Origin of the sequence: Dyadobacter sp. CY261 (assembly GCF_021440085.1) — a bacterium.
Taxonomy (GTDB): Bacteria; Bacteroidota; Bacteroidia; order Cytophagales; family Spirosomataceae; genus Dyadobacter.
The window spans coordinates 387,758-402,696 of record NZ_JAKCPW010000007.1; the positions used below are offsets into that span (position 1 = coordinate 387,758).

Genomic DNA, 14,939 nt, shown 5'->3' on the forward strand with positions numbered 1-14,939 from the left:
GGGAGTTGTCTTCTGAACCAGAGCATAGTCGGATCAGGCGTTATTAGCGTCGAAACGGGAGTTATCTCCTGTCGTCTCGTATTTGTAACCGGCTTTAAATAACTGAAAACCAAAAATTTGGAATGATTATTGCTGATGCATCATAAACATCAGTTGATATGGAAAACGTAAAAGCGGTTGTTACGCAGGTCGTGAAGATTTGGCGCCTTTATAAGATGCAGCAACTGGTTATGACGGTTGCTATGCGCCAGGAAATGCCCTTTCGGTTGCGAAATTTGTTGACGCGGGATTATATGATTTGTTCGGTGTTGAAAAAGGAAATGGCAAACCTATACGACGCACTCAAATGTTGCATGCGCGACGGTTGCATTACCCGTCCCGACAAGCACCCAATGATGATCATGCAAATGGAGGGCGATACGGATATGGCGCTTGGAAAGATTGTGTATGTTCATCGGCAGATAATCGCAGAATATGAGACGTTGCTGGGCCTGATCAACGGTTCAAATATCAATACGGTGATGATTCATCAGCATTGTAAACAGGTGGCAAATCTTACCGAGGAGCTTGCATTGCATTCTCAGGGGGAGCGGGTTAGTGACTTTCCCGACCATAGCGCCGAACAATACCGTCCGATTTCGGACAAATATTATTAACTAACAGGTTGATTATTAGTAGCTAATGAAAGTGGCATGCATTTGTTGTCAAGGGTAAGCCGGAGTGGAATCTACTCCCGACCTACGATCCTAAATGCAAACCATATGTTCAAGAACTATCTGAAAATAGCGCTCCGCAACCTGACAAAGTATAAAGCTTTCAGTTTCATCAATATAGCCGGTGTATCCCTGGGGCTTAGCTGCTTTCTGCTGCTAGCCCTTTATGTGAAGGATGAACTGGCCTACGACCGCTTTCACGAACACGCCGATCGCATTTACCGGCTAAACCGCACCTTCCTGGCCAACGACGGCACGGAATCGTTGCGTCTCGGACATGCGGCACCACCTTTTGGCCCGCTGGTAAAACAGGATTTTCCGCAAGTCGAAGAGGTGGTGAGGCTACTCGAAACGGGCGCGCTGGTAAAGTATGGTGAGAACCGGTTTGCAGAAGAACAGATGTTCGCTGCCGAAGCCAATATTTTCAAAGTTTTTACATTTAAAATAGATCGTGGAAACCCGGAAAAAGCGCTTGAAAACCCTTTTTCGATCATGTTCTCCAAACCCATGGCCGAGAAATATTTCGGAAAGGAGGACCCCATCGGCAAAGTGGTTCGGCTGGATAACCAGTTCGATTACACGGTAACGGGTGTTTTTGAGCCGCTACCCGCGCAGTCGCATTTCCATCCTAGTTTCCTCGTCTCATTCTCTACGTTAAACGACGACCGCATTTACGGAGCGGAGAGCCTTAGATCTAACTGGGGCAATAACTCTTTCTCGACCTTTTTGCTTTTACCAAAACATTACGACGCGCAAAAACTGGCCGCCGCATTTCCCGCATTTCAGAATAAACACATCGATCCGAAAGCCTCGAAATATTCTATCCTGACACTTACCAAGCTAACCGACATTCACTTGCGCTCGCACCTGGATTCGGAAATTGAAGGCAACGGCGATATTCAGTACGTATACCTCTTTTCGGCGATTGCGGTATTTATTCTGCTGATCGCCTGCATCAATTATATGAACCTTGCCACCGCCAAATCGGCCACGCGTGCCAAGGAAGTCGGTATGCGAAAGGTGATAGGCGCGGTGCGGACGCAGCTAATCAACCAGTTTCTAAGCGAATCGGTGCTGCTTGTGCTGATTTCTGTGATTATCGCCTTCGTAACGGTGGTATTATGCCTTCCGCTGTTCAATAATTTTACCCAAAAGCAGCTTTCAATGGGCGCATTGCTGGATCCGGTATTTCTGGCGATCCTTTTCGGCATCACCGTATTCACAGGCCTCGTCGCCGGCAGTTATCCAGCCTTTTTTATGACAGGCTTTCAACCAATCGAAGTTTTGAAAGGAAAAATTGCGTCCGCATTGAAAAACGGACAATTGCGCCAAACGCTGGTGGTAGCACAATTCGCGATTGCGGTGGCGCTGATCATCAGTACCACGGTTGTTTACAATCAGATGCGGTATATCCAGAATTACAAATTGGGATATAGTAAAGATCAAGTGATCACCTTTTCAATGCCGGATGATTCTACGGTTGATGTGGAGGCGATCCGGCAGCGCTTTAAAGAAAATCCAGGCGTAAATGAAGTAGGGCGGTCGTCGAGGATACCTTCGGGCCGGTTGCTGGATTCCTGGGAAGCGTTCGTCATGAAAGGCGATTCGATGGCTCCTACCGAAATCAGTGTCAAATCGCTTTCCGTGGATGAGGATTTTATTCCTGCTTACCAGATCGCCATGGCCGCGGGGCGTAACTTTTCCCGCCAGCATCCCACCGACCGCACCAATGGCTTTGTGCTCAACGAAACCGCAGCACGTCTGCTGGGCTGGAAAAACCCCGACGACGCCATTGGCAACCGTTTCGGTTATGGCGAGATGCGCGGGCAGATCATCGGCGTCACCAAAGATTATCATTTCGAGTCATTGCACCAGAAAGTAGCACCTATTGTCATGTTCTACCAGCCAGGCCGTCTTGGACGCGTGTCGGTACAGATTGCGGGCGGCAACATCCCGGGAGCTATCGACCATATCGGGTCGATTTGGAAGGAGCGTTTTCCCGACGTACCATTTCAATACGAGTTTCTTGACCAGCGCTTTGGGAAATTATACGCGCGCGAGCAAACCCAGCAGTTGCTTTTTGGTGTGTTCGCCGGCATTGCGATCCTTATTTCCTGCATGGGATTGTTGGGGCTTTCGATGTTTATGGCGGAGTTACGGACCAAAGAAATTGGTGTCAGAAAAGTATTAGGTGCGTCGGTACCGAGCATTGTGGGGCTGCTTTCAAAGGACTTTCTCAAACCTGTCCTCATCGCCATCCTGATCGCCTCTCCTGTGGCCTGGTATGGTATGAAAAACTGGTTACAGGATTTTGCCTATCACACCGAAATCAAATGGTGGGTGTTCCTGCTCGCTGGTTTACTGTCGATTATGATCGCATTGTTTACCGTCAGCTTCCAAAGTATCCGCGCGGCATTGATGAACCCGGTGCGGAGTTTGAAAAGTGAATAGCAACTAAATAATGCTGCCTATTTGGCCTGGGCGCTAGTTAACAATTTTAGCCCATCGTTGATGTCTGAATAAAATACATTCAGAACTGGTTTGGTGAATTTCATACCTGCGATGTCATCGGATGTTTCAGTTTAAATTTCTGTAAGCTCTGGGCGAATAGCCGGTTTTGTTTTTGAAAAGCTTCGTAAAATGCGACGGGTGTTCAAAACCCAGGTCATAGGCTATGGCGCTGACGGGCATCTGGGTGCTCCATAGCAGGTCCTTCGCTTTGTCGATCAACTTCAGATGAATGTGCTCGTAGGTTGATTTTCCGGTGTATCTGGTCAACAAATCGGTCAGGTAATTGGCCGAAAGGTTGAGTTGCGACGCAAAGAACTTCACATCCGGCACACCTGTATCAATCAGCGTGTTTTGGGCAAAATAATCGTTCAAAGCCCGGTCAAATCTTTCTACAATGTCATTGCTTGCCTTGACGCGCGTCAGAAACTGGCGGTCGTAAAACCGGGAGCAGTAGGACAGGAGCAGTTCGAGGTTGGTCAGGATGAGATTGTGTGAATGCGTGTCGACATTCATCGAGATTTCGCGGGAGATATTGGCTACGCAATCTTCCAGTACTTTTTTCTCTGCATCCGAAATGTGCAGGCATTCATGGGTGTCGTAACCGAAAAAGGAATAACTGGTTAGTTTCCGCCCCCGGCTGTCGGCGTGGAGAAAGTCGGGATGAATGTAGATCGCCCAGCCTTCTACCTTGTTTTCAATGCCGGGCGAAAGTACCTGGTTGGGTGCAGTGAACATCAGTGACCCTTCCGAGAAATCATAATCAGTGCGCCCGTATTTGAAAGAACCCTCTATTTGTTTGCAGGCAATGGAATAAAGATCCAGCCGGTATGCGGCATCTGGTATTCTATGCGACCGCTCCACCTTGGCCAGGTCCACTACGGCAATCAGCGGATGCACCGGCTTGTCGTACCGGAAGAATGAAAGCAATTGCGATATGGATGTGATGTCGGTGTATTGCACGGCGATTTTGAGTTAAAGTTACGTAAAAGCGGGGATGACGGCTGACCGCCGACCGCTGACCGCCGACGGCCGACCGCCGACCATAGACCGCCGACCATAGACCGCCGACCTTGGACTGACTTTTATTTGATAACCATGGTCCATGGTCCATCGTCTATGGTCAGGGCCGCAGGCCCACAAGCGGTCGGCGGTCGGCGGTCAGCCGTCATATCATAATCCACCGACCTTGGACTGACTTTTATTTGATAACCATCGTCCATGGTCCATCGTCTATGGTCAGGGCCGCAGGCCCACAAGCGGTCGGCGGTCGGCCGTCATATCATAATCCACCGACCTTGGACTGACTTTTATTTGATAACCATCGTCCATGGTCCATCGTCTATGGTCAGGGCCTTAGGCCCACAAGCGGTCGGCCGTCAGCGGTCGGCCGTCAGCCGTCATATCATAATCCCCCCTCCAATTTCGATGCGTTGGGCGTTTACAAAGCGGCTGTCTTCCGAAAGTAGCGATGCTACGAAATCGCCCACGTCTTCGGCTTCGCCCAGGCGACCGAGGGCCGTCATGGTGGCGATCTGGGCACGGTGGCTTTCGTCGCCTTTTCCACCTCCGAATTCCGTATCGATCGCGCCGGGAGCTACGCTGTTCACACGGATTCTGCGCGCGGCATATTCCTTGGCAAAATAGCGCGTCAGACCTTCGACGCCTGCTTTCAGCGCGCCGTACACCGCCACTCCTGGGAATGCAAAACGCGCTAGGCCGGAAGAAATGTTAATGACCTGCCCGCCATCCACGATCAGGGGGATCAGTTTTTGGGTCAGGAAAAAGACGCCTTTGAAATTCACATCCACGAGCCGGTCAAAAATCTCTTCCGTCGTGTCTTTGATCAGCGTGCGTTGGGAAATGCCTGCATTGTTAACGAGGTAGTCAAAGTCTTCGCGGCCCCATTCTGCTTTGAGCGCCTGGGAAACCTGGTCGGCGAAATTGACGAATGTGCTGGTTTTAGCGGTGTCCAAATGCATTGCCACGGCCTTGCCACCGTTGCTGTTGATCGTTTCGGCCACGGCCTGGCCTTGCTCTGGGTTGCTATTGTAGGTCAGGATGACGTCGATGCCGCGTGCCGCTGCACTCAACGCGATACTTTTGCCTATTCCCCGGCTGCCGCCTGTTACGAGGACGATTTTCGATGAGTGATTTTTTGTATCCATGATTTCTGATGTTTTGGTTGATACAAAGTTCGCTCACCGGGCTGCCATCCATTTTGACGATCTATGGATATACTTATACATTCCACGGAAGTAAGTCAAAAACCCTTGCCCGTCGGCTCACACTTGCAGTATTCCGACTACCGGCCGACTTTGGCATAATTCTTTCCATCGCCGTCCCGATTTACTTATCAATCCCAGGTCGCGCTGCAAAATGGAGCGTATATCTGAATAAATTCTAAAACGCCACCCAATGGACTTTATAGAAGGGCTGGGCCTTGTTGCCGGGATATGCACATCGTCGGCGGTTATTCCCCAGCTGGTTACGACCATTAAAAAGAAGAAAGCCAGCGAGGTATCGATGACCATGTTTATCGTGCTGCTCACTGGCAATGCACTGTGGGTCTATTATGGTCTTGACAAAAAGGACATTCCCATCATTTCCACAAACATTTTCACCATATGCCTGAACGTGGCCATGCTGTTTTTGAAGTATAAATACAAAGACAACGATTGATTCAACCAATCAGCTATCGGCTTGTCCGCTGTCGGATCTGCATTGTTCACTATCGGATGAGAAGTTTGAATATTTGCGGCTATTGCTACCGTCAGCTGTCAGGCAATCCGGGCTGCATTGGATGACCCGGCAAAGGCCATGCGGAGCGAATAAGGTGAGAAATAGAGGTTGAGCTATTTATCAAAACATTACATTTGCCAAACATCCCTTTGGCCTGATAAATCGTTCTTCATGCATAACATTTTACCCTTTCTACTTGCAATGGTAGCGGCCATTGTATTGCTGAATATGTGGGCTGCGAAGCTGAAAATCGCATATCCTATTTTGCTGGTGATGGCCGGGTTGCTGGTCAGCTTCGTTCCGGGGCTGCCCCTGGTCGAGGTTCATCCCGACCTTATCTTTTTTATTTTCCTGCCGCCGTTACTATTTGAAGCCGCCTGGTCCATTTCCCTCAAAGAAATGAAAAAGTGGTGGAGGATTATCGGGAGTTTTGCTTTCCTGGTCGTGTTCTTCACCGCATTTTCGGTGGCGGTTACTGCGAATCATTTCATTCCGGGATTCAGCATTGCATTGGGCTTTTTGTTGGGAGGAATTGTATCCCCGCCCGATGCCGTGAGCACGGGCGCGATCATGAAATTTGTGAAAGTCCCCAGATCCACTTCTGCCATCCTGGAAGGGGAAAGTTTATTGAACGATGCTTCTTCGCTTATCATCTTCCGCTTTGCATTGGCGGCTGTGGGAACGGGGCAGTTTATCTGGCAGGATGCAGCTGTCAGCTTTTTATGGATGGTGATCGGCGGTTCGGGCATTGGGCTACTGATCGCCTGGTTTTTTGTCCAGGCACAGAAACGCCTGCCTACCGATGCACCGTCGGATATTGCATTGACGTTGATCGAACCTTATTTTATGTATTGGGCTGCCGAGCAGATGCATTGTTCGGGCGTGCTGGCTGTGGTGAGCGGTGGACTGATGATGTCGGCAAACCGGCTGGTTTTTCTGAACAGCGCGAGCCGCATCCGGGGTTTTAGTGTGTGGGAAAGCTTTGTGTTTATTTTAAATGGCGTGGTATTCCTCATCATCGGTCTTGAACTTCCGGAAATTGTCGAAGGCTTGCGGAGCGATGGCATCCGGTTACAGACAGCGATCGGCTATGGCTTATTGGTTACGTGTGTTTTGGTCATTTCAAGAATTATCAGTTCCTACTGTGCGATGATCGCCACGCTAATCTTCCGGCCCAGCGTCGCGCCACGTGCCAGTTCCAACGCCCGCCGACTGCTCATGCCATTGCTGCTCGGCTGGACCGGCATGCGCGGCGTTGTATCGTTGGCGGCTGCATTGGCCATTCCCATTACCCTCGACGGCGGCACACCATTCCCGCACAGGAACCTGATCCTCTTCATTACCTTCATCGCGATACTGTCGACGCTCCTGGTTCAGGGCCTCACACTTCCGTACATTATCAGGCGGGGACGGTTGCTGGAAGGCATCGCGAACGAGGAATCGGAGGAGCTGACCCGGCAAAAAATGAAGCGCGGGCTCAAACAGCATGTGTACGAGTTTCTCAAAAACAAATACGAAAACGAACCGAACGGTCTTGGAGGGATGGAGAAATTCCTGCGACAATGGGAAGAGAGGGCCAAGGCGACCGAGGATAGCTGGATGAATGAAAAGACCAAGGCAATCTTTGTGGAATTGCTTGAAACGCAGCGTCAATATCTTGTTGAACTGAATAAGGACCCGAAGATCGACGAGGAAATCATCCGCCAGCAGCTGTACCAGATCGATTTGGAGGAGGAGCGGTTAAAAATCATCTGACCAAACCGCTCCCCGCCATTATTTCCGGTTGAAGCCGAAGGTGTAGGCAAGCGTCACATTCGCGAACAGACCTTTGGTGGCCGTAAAACCTTGCGGAGCGGCCTTGTAGGTTTCCGCCCGGTCGGTTACCTTGTTAAAGTAGGTAAATTTATCGTCGTCGAGCGACGTCCATACGTTCGGCCAGTAGCGTACGCTGGGCATGATCAGGATTCCCGCCAACGCATTCTCCTGTCGGCGGAAAGGATAGTATCGATAATACGCGCCGGCCCCCAATGTTACTGTTTTATAGGTGGTCAACGGCTTGGTTTCTTCCGCTTTCCCATCATAATTCAACTCATAAAAATGGATTTTCGGCTCAAACCGGATGTCGAATTCCGGGGTGATGCGGTAACCAATGCCAACTCCCAACGTTTGTTTGAGCTTTTCGGCCAGGTGTTGCCGCTGTGCCACCAGTGAGGCGGCATTTCCATCGAAATGGAGGTTAAAACCGTGAGAATAATCGAATACGAAACGGTTGGTCGTGTATTCGGCCTGTACATTGAACCCGCCCAACAGGATCTGACTTACCCCGCCACCCAGGGTAAAGCGGTTCGAATAGGGGAACTGCGGGCGGTTTTTGTAAACCTGTTGTGCTGATAGGTCGGTTAAAGAACCGAGCAAAATAGCTGCGGTGGCAAATAACTTCATAATGTTTTTCATGACTAGGAGATTTGATTAAAATGGGGTGTGAAGAAAATGGGAAAGTGCATTGGTCACACGGCTTGCTGGGCAAGTTCATACTGCCGGGCGTGGCGCTGTTCCGCCAGCGATTCTTCGAGTTGGACCGTCGTAAACATGGAAAGAAAGAAAACCAGTAAGTCTTCATTCGTTTGGGCGAGCGACGTTTCGGAGGTTTGAGGCGTGTCATTCGCAATTGAACTGCGGTATTCTGACTGTCTTAAGTTTTTCATAATGAGTAGGTTATGTTTTGAACAATACAAAATTAACCTCTCTTGAAAGGAATACTCCGAAGCATTGAGTGGATGAAGATCTGGATTAGTGATCGGCGGATTTATCGAGCGATCGGTTGGCGGTGACCGTAAGAATATCTCCCTCACGCACAACACCTTCTGCGGTAGCAATCAGATTTTGGCCGAAATGGATTTTACGGTCTTCTCTGCGATAAGAGGCCAGCGATTTCAACGGTTGCTTGCCTTTTTCGCCTGTGGCCGGGTCGACATTCACCATCACACAACGATCACAGCGCGACGGCGCAGCGAAAGCCGCATCGCCCATGCGGAAGCGGAACCAATGGTCGTCGGCATAAGGCAATGCGCCTGCTATCACAAAATTGGGACGGAAACGCCTGACGCTGACGCTATCATCAAGGCGCGTATTGAGGTCATCGATCGATGACTGGCTGACCAGATGGTAAGGGAAATCATCCGCAAAGCTCAGTGCGCCTTGCGGGTAATCGGGAACCGAAAAAGATCTTTTGGATAAATTTTCCTGCATACGAACGAGCGATACGGCCCTGCCGAGCCGCTCGCTGAGCCAATGGTCGGCCTGCTGTCCTTCCGAGCGCGAGGTTACCCAATCATCCCACACTTTTACCTGACGCACGATCCCTGCGGCCGATAAAAAGGGCACCAGGAGATGGTTTTCTGCGTTTCCGCACTCGCTTAGCAAGAGGCCTTCCGAAGTTACCCCGGCCTGGATCAGGGCCATTTGGGGCAAAGCTCGCTGGGTCAGAAAGATGCCGTTTTTTCCGGTAATCATCCATTGCCGGTCATATTCCAGCCCGGCCCAACCGGCCCGGCATTGCGTTACGCGTTGACCAGCCAGCGATTTGACAGGATAAACCCATATCTCAGATAAATACATCGGGGACACGTTCTTAGGCAGTTCATATTCAGCATTCCGCATGCATGGGCGGATGCCGGGCATTGAATACGTCGGCCAGCTTTTCAACAATGCAGCGCGATGCTTCTTCACAAAAATCCAGTCCCGAGTAATCGGGATTGTACCCGCCGATATAAGGCACGGCCATCATGTAAATGCGCTCGTTGGGTATGCCAAATTCGTTGACGATCTGGAAATGGTCGGTAATAGTAATGCCCGGCACTTTCAGGAAAAAATCGCCATTGTTGTTGCTGACGATCAAGTCATTCCCTTCACCCTTCAATTTTTCGGCCTCTTCGGCAGATTTAAACCGAATAACAGCCTGGCTGACGGATTTTTTCATGGTAAGTCCCGGAAACGGTAAATCCTCAGCGGACAAATGCGGTTGTCCCGAACAATCCACAAACGTTGGGTAACGGATGGCGTGCTTTTTACCCTGCTCGTCGGTGCAATGGTAGCGGATGCCACCTTCTTTCAAGGGTTCAACCTTGCTTTCCTGGCCCACTGAAACGATGTCGAGCCGTCCTGCGTCGTGCAGGGCGAAAAGTTCATTGCAGGAGGATTGGGGGGCAAAAGCGATCACCACGGAAATCAATGGCATGAGCACATTTTTAAGCCTGAGCATATCCTCGGCCGAGAGGTATTTAGCCGGATAATTCATCGTGAAGCTCAGTTCGGCCAGCATTTCCTTCCAGTATATAGACTTCCGTTGCTCGATCGATTTCTCGGCTTCTTCATATTCCTCCCGGAAAAGCTCGAACGGTTCCTTATTTTCTCGCATCGACATGATCAGGTCTACAAACGCTTCCACCTTCATGTTTTTAATGCGCTTATAAAGTGCAGGGTCGCTCTTTTGAAAACCGCGCTTGAAATTCTGATCGAACACAAAGTCGAGCGAGAGGAATCCGCCGTTCTCTTTTCTGTTCTGTTCGATTTCCTCCCGGGTCAGCAGCGATTCACGCGATAACCTGGGCTGCTGCAAATGGAAGCGGATCGCAGGCAGGAGGCCATTCCGCGAATGCATGACAATTTTAAACTTTTCGCTCCCTTCGGCGGGGATGAATTTGAGCTTCCCTTCGCCCGTTTCTTCAAACCTTCCATTATGCCGCGCCAGCGTGCGGATCGCATCGATAGCCGTGAGGGAGGAGCCTTTGATAGCCACGGGGTGGTTCAGCTGCAAGGCCAGCTTGGCGGGCGGATAAGGGGAAAGGAAATAGCCTTTCTTACTATTTTCCCCTTTTTCGGGCCAGCGATGGCCAGCGCAGACGACGACAACATCAAACTCGAATGTTTTCCCCGATGCAAGGCTTAAAACCGCCTTTTCCTCTTCACGGCAATCCGTCAGGTCGGTTACCTCCGCATTCAGGTGCAACTTAACAGCCTTACCCCGGGAATGTGCTTGCTCACACAGCAATTCAAACTGTCCCGCAAGGTATTTGCCGAACAGCAATCTTGGAAGCACATGATGTTGTGTGAAATTATCTTTGTCCACTGCAAACTGGTCCGGCAGTTGGCCGGCCATTTCATCCAGCCAGCGGATCAGGGAAATGGCCAGGGGTGGGATTTCATTTCCCGAAACGTTGGTGACGTGCTCGCTGTTGGCCCCCTGCGCACTATACGGCATTCCCGCGCCCACTACCTGGCTTTTTTCAAAAATTTCGACCTCCAAATCCATTTCGAGGCTCACTAAATGCTTTAACAGATATAAACAGCTCGGACCTGCGCCCACGATGCCGATTTTTTTTTGGGGTTTTTGTTGGTTCATTTTTGTTGCGGGTTTCTCGCGCCGATGGCGGTAAAAACTTGTTATAAAACCCCGTGCCAGGGATTGCGGGCGGTTCTTACTAGCCGACGATAAGCATGAATGCTTCCTGGCTCACAGCAAGTGAATTATGTAAACTGTTTTAAGTAATAGAGGGCTTTGTAACCATAAATATTACTACAAGTAGGAAATGTGTTGTACCGTATTATAGAAATAAAGTATTAGAGACAAGAATTTGATTTACAACGAATTTTATACTGTCAACCAAACATTAGCCATATGAAAAAAATTATTTACATGTTGTTGCTACTACTCGCTGCAAACCTTGGCGTCTCTGCCCAATGCGTTCAGTTTACTACCGTTACCACTGGGCCTCTCGCCCGCCATACGCTGGGAATTAAGAGTGATGGGACTTTGTGGGCCTGGGGTAGGAATAATGCCGGGCAACTGGGCATTGGGTCCAACACAGACCAGAATATTCCGGTGCAGGTAGGCAGCGCATCCAATTGGGTGAGCGTCAGCGCGGGACAAGGCCATACCTTAGCCATTAAAAGCGACGGTACCCTCTGGGCCTGGGGCTCAAATTCCGACGGTCAGCTGGGCATCGGTTCCAACACCGATCAAAACGCGCCGGTACAGGTTGGCACAGGCAACACCTGGAAAAGTATCAGCGCGGGCGGATTACATACTTTGGCCATTCAAACCGATGGCAGCCTCTGGGCGTGGGGTTCGGCCGAATATGCTCAGGTGGGCGATGGGTCCTATGCGAGCAAAAACGCCCCGGTGCTGATCGATAACACCTCTTCCTGGGCCACAGTCAGTACGGGCGAGGGCCATTCATTGGCCATCAAAAGTGATGGCAGTTTATGGAGTTGGGGCAGAAACCTGGAGGGCCAGCTAGGCTACGGGCCCAATTCCAACCGCAGTACGCCAAACCAGGTCGGCGCAGGTACCGATTGGAAAAGTATCACGGCCGGATTGTACTACACCTTGGGCATTAAAAATAATAATACGCTGTGGAGCTGGGGGTACAACAGCTCAGGGGAGCTGGGCAACGGATCGGATATCAGTACAAATACCCCACAGCAAGCAGGTGCTGGCACCAATTGGGAAACTGTCAGCGCAGGTGCTGAGCATACGCTGGGTATTCGAAAAGATGGTACATTATGGGCCTGGGGACTCAACGAAACCGGCCAGTTAGGCGACGGGTCCAATACGAGCAGATTGTCACCCGTACAGATAGGAAGTGCCAAGAATTGGGTTTCGGTAAGCGCAGGGGCCTACCATTCAACAGGATTGAACAGGGATGGCCAGATTTATCTCTGGGGTGGAAATGTGTACGGTCAGCTAGGCATAGGATCCAACACGGACAAAAATGTGCCTGTCCCGGTTGTATCCCCCACCTGGAAGAGTATCAGCGGGGGAGAGAACTTTTCGCTGGGCCTGAGAAATGACGGGACGCTCTGGGGTTGGGGGTTTAATGCCTATGGTCAGCTCGGCATTGGGACCACTGCAAATGAAAATATACCCGTGCAACTCAGCAACACCACCGATTGGAAAATGGTTGCTACCGGAGATGCGCATTCGCTGGCCATCAAAAACGATGGGACGCTCTGGGCGTGGGGTTATAACTTCTTTGGACAAGTAGGCGACGGAACTTCCGGGTATGAACCAAAAGTGCTTACACAAATAGGCAATGCTGAATGGAAAACCGTTGCAGGGGGAGATTATCACACGCTGGCCATTAAAAATGACGGAACGCTGTGGGCCTGGGGTATGAATGCCCAAGGTCAGCTTGGAATCGGATCTGCTATTGATCAACACGTACCCGTGCAAGTGGGTAGCGCCTCTGACTGGGCATCTGTCAGTGCAACGAGCGCACGTTCGTTCGGAATCAAAACTGACGGGACCCTCTGGGGATGGGGATTTAATTTTGCCGATCAACTGGGGCCCGGCCCCATTGCGATCCAAACGCCTGTGCAGATAGGAAGCGCGTCGGATTGGAAAAATTTGAGTAGTGGGGTTCAGCATGCAGTGGGCATTAAAACCGACGGAACCCTTTGGGCGTGGGGAGGAAATTCTTACGGCGAACTTGGACTGGGCTCTACTGTAAACCAAAGCACGCCGGTACAGGTGGGGAGCGCTTCCGATTGGAAAAGCGTCAGTGCAGGGATATTCTTTACCGTGGCCATTAAAAATGATGGATCCTTGTTTACATGGGGTAGAAATAACTTTGGGCAATTGGGTATCGGTTCCAATATCAATCAAAATGCGCCCGTCCAGGTAGGTAGCGGGGCCGTCTGGACATCCGTAGCTGCGGGAGGGAACCATTCGCTGGCCATCATGGATGCGGATAGCCTGTTCGGGTGGGGTAGAAATGCCGAAGGTCAGGCGGGTATCGGCTCCTTTACGGACCAAAATGCACCGGTACGGACCAGCACTGGCGCGGCACCGGCATTCAGCGGTGCACTGGCGGTGGCAAACAGCGTGACCACCATGCAGCAGGGACAATATAATATGTACACCAATAATTGCGGCCTCATTGCGAGTGTGGTAAGTGAAAACAATACGCGGGGGGATGTCGCGGGTTCGGTCACTGCTAAGGTGTGGATCGAAACCACGCAGCCTGCCCGATTTGTAAGGCGACATTACGAAATCACTCCGACCAGTAGCGCAGGCACCGCGACGGGACGGGTTATCCTATATTTTTCCCAGTCGGATTTCGACGCTTTCAATGTTGTAAACGAGGATTTGTTGCCTACGGGGCCAGGTGATTCCTTTCAAATTTCCTACATACGCATCGAAAAGATTGCTGGAACGAGTAGCAACAACACGGGCTTGCCAGGGACCTATACCGGACCGGAGATTACGATAGACCCTGTTGACAGCGATATCCGCTGGAACGCCGCCGCGCGTTGGTGGGAGATCAGTGTTGATGTGACGGGGTTCAGTGGGTTCTTTCTCAAAACCTCGGAAGAGCCTCTGCCTGTGCGCCTGGCAAGTTTCAAAGCGCGTGAGGCTGAAAACAATGCGCTGCTCCAATGGCAGACCGCCAGTGAAGCCGGCGCATCGCATTTCGAGATAGAACGGAGCGCCGACGCCAAACATTTTGAAATGATCGGTAAGGTTGCTGCTGCGGGAAATAGCGCTGCGGAGCTTAGCTATACTTTTACGGATGAAGCATTTGCGCAAATGGATGGGGCCGTTTATTACCGTTTACGGATGGTGGATGTGGATGGTACTTTCGCATACAGCCGTATTGAAGCACTTGCCAGCGCAGGGCAAATCAGGGTTTACCCTAATCCTGCGTCAAACAGCACAGCGATCACGGTGGAAGCCGGCGCCATTATTTCGGATCTTTCTGTGTGGGATGTGGCAGGCAGGAAAATTCCGGTATCAGTGCCATCTAAGTCTGTTAATCGCGCGGCCATCTCGTTGCCAGGTGTAGCGCCGGGTATGTACCTGATCCGTTTCAACGCTGGTGGACAAAAGCGGACGCAAAAGGTGTGGGTTCGATAAAATAAAACTTCCCGCCGGAGCATCGCACTTTGCAAACCGGCGGGAAAGTTTTGATAGGA

At 50.8% G+C, this 14,939-nt stretch carries 11 protein-coding genes; 5 read left to right on the forward strand and 6 right to left on the reverse strand.

Translation table 11 applies throughout. The features are described from left to right. Nucleotides 1-158: 158 nt before the first annotated feature. Both LZD49_RS20990 and LZD49_RS20995 read left to right on the forward strand, forming a co-directional pair. Nucleotides 159-656 (forward strand): hypothetical protein, encoded by a 498-nt coding sequence (locus tag LZD49_RS20990; RefSeq protein ID WP_234669623.1) that lies wholly within the window; start codon nucleotides 159-161, stop codon nucleotides 654-656. A gap of 105 nt (nucleotides 657-761) precedes the next feature. Next, nucleotides 762-3,164 (forward strand): ABC transporter permease, encoded by a 2,403-nt coding sequence (locus LZD49_RS20995; RefSeq protein WP_234669625.1) that lies wholly within the window; start codon nucleotides 762-764, stop codon nucleotides 3,162-3,164. A 126-nt stretch (nucleotides 3,165-3,290) separates the two neighbouring features. Here LZD49_RS20995 and LZD49_RS21000 read toward each other — a convergent pair whose 3' ends face one another. Both LZD49_RS21000 and LZD49_RS21005 read right to left on the reverse strand, forming a co-directional pair. Further along, nucleotides 3,291-4,184, reverse strand: coding sequence for an AraC family transcriptional regulator (locus tag LZD49_RS21000; RefSeq protein WP_234669626.1), 894 nt, complete (start codon nucleotides 4,182-4,184; stop codon nucleotides 3,291-3,293). Nucleotides 4,185-4,621: 437 nt separating this feature from the next. Further along, complete coding sequence (locus LZD49_RS21005) at nucleotides 4,622-5,389, reverse strand: SDR family NAD(P)-dependent oxidoreductase (RefSeq protein WP_234669628.1); 768 nt, start codon at nucleotides 5,387-5,389, stop codon at nucleotides 4,622-4,624. 250 nt (nucleotides 5,390-5,639) lie between these two features. Here LZD49_RS21005 and LZD49_RS21010 point away from each other — a divergent pair, with 250 nt between their 5' ends. Both LZD49_RS21010 and LZD49_RS21015 read left to right on the forward strand, forming a co-directional pair. Beyond that, complete coding sequence (locus LZD49_RS21010) at nucleotides 5,640-5,903, forward strand: SemiSWEET family sugar transporter (protein WP_234669630.1); 264 nt, start codon at nucleotides 5,640-5,642, stop codon at nucleotides 5,901-5,903. A 231-nt stretch (nucleotides 5,904-6,134) separates the two neighbouring features. Further along, nucleotides 6,135-7,718, forward strand: coding sequence for a Na+/H+ antiporter (locus tag LZD49_RS21015; protein ID WP_234669632.1), 1,584 nt, complete (start codon nucleotides 6,135-6,137; stop codon nucleotides 7,716-7,718). A gap of 18 nt (nucleotides 7,719-7,736) precedes the next feature. Here LZD49_RS21015 and LZD49_RS21020 read toward each other — a convergent pair whose 3' ends face one another. The 4 genes from LZD49_RS21020 to LZD49_RS21035 form a co-directional block, all read right to left on the reverse strand. Then, complete coding sequence (locus LZD49_RS21020) at nucleotides 7,737-8,417, reverse strand: hypothetical protein (protein ID WP_234669634.1); 681 nt, start codon at nucleotides 8,415-8,417, stop codon at nucleotides 7,737-7,739. 53 nt (nucleotides 8,418-8,470) lie between these two features. Further along, nucleotides 8,471-8,668 carry a hypothetical protein gene (locus LZD49_RS21025; protein WP_234669635.1) on the reverse strand — a complete coding sequence of 66 codons (198 nt, stop codon included), beginning with the start codon at nucleotides 8,666-8,668 and terminating at the stop codon, nucleotides 8,471-8,473. 85 nt (nucleotides 8,669-8,753) lie between these two features. Beyond that, nucleotides 8,754-9,623, reverse strand: coding sequence for an MOSC domain-containing protein (locus LZD49_RS21030; protein ID WP_234669636.1), 870 nt, complete (start codon nucleotides 9,621-9,623; stop codon nucleotides 8,754-8,756). Continuing rightward, a complete protein-coding gene (locus tag LZD49_RS21035) occupies nucleotides 9,610-11,364 on the reverse strand; it encodes an FAD/NAD(P)-binding protein (protein WP_234669637.1) in 1,755 nt (584 codons plus the stop codon). Before LZD49_RS21035 ends, LZD49_RS21030 begins: the two co-directional genes overlap by 14 nt. Nucleotides 11,365-11,640: 276 nt before the next feature. Here LZD49_RS21035 and LZD49_RS21040 point away from each other — a divergent pair, with 276 nt between their 5' ends. Then, complete coding sequence (locus tag LZD49_RS21040; protein WP_234669638.1) at nucleotides 11,641-14,880, forward strand: T9SS type A sorting domain-containing protein; 3,240 nt, start codon at nucleotides 11,641-11,643, stop codon at nucleotides 14,878-14,880. The last annotated feature ends 59 nt before the right edge of the window (nucleotides 14,881-14,939 follow it).